1 protein-coding gene is annotated in these 501 nt (G+C 49.9%); it reads right to left on the reverse strand.

Going from position 1 to position 501, the window contains the following annotated elements:
* Window positions 1-31: 31 nt before the first annotated feature.
* Window positions 32-501: pseudouridine synthase (locus R7Q46_RS30755; RefSeq protein WP_318078788.1), on the reverse strand; the 470-nt coding region annotated here is incomplete at its 5' end.

The raw sequence follows: 501 nt of genomic DNA on the forward strand, positions 1-501 counted from the left end.
TGCAGACCAGTTAGGAATGATTGCCTTCATCTTAAAACTCGTCCGGTAGACCGTATTCTTCAGTGTCTTTACGCAACGCTTCTGTCATAGCCACCATATCGTCTGGCACTGGAGCATGGAATTCCAGTTCTTCACCAGTAATAGGGTGTTCAAAACGAAGCATTACGGCGTGTAGCGCCTGACGATCGAAACCACGAATCATGTCCGTCAGTTCTTGCGATGCACCAGTAGGAATGCGTGCACGACCACCGTAAGCAGTATCACCTAACAGAGGATGCTGTAGGTAAGACATATGAACACGGATTTGGTGAGTACGACCCGTTTCCAAACGCAGACGGATACGCGTGTGCTCACGGAAGTGTTCTGCTACACGGTAGTGCGTTACCGCAGGTTTACCCAAAGGAGCTACAGCCATGAGTGTGCGTTTAGTCGAGTGGCGACCAATTGGTTGATCCACTTTACCACCCGCTGTCATACGACCGATTGCAATCGCTTCGTACT

The organism is Vibrio sp. 811, assembly GCF_033339195.1.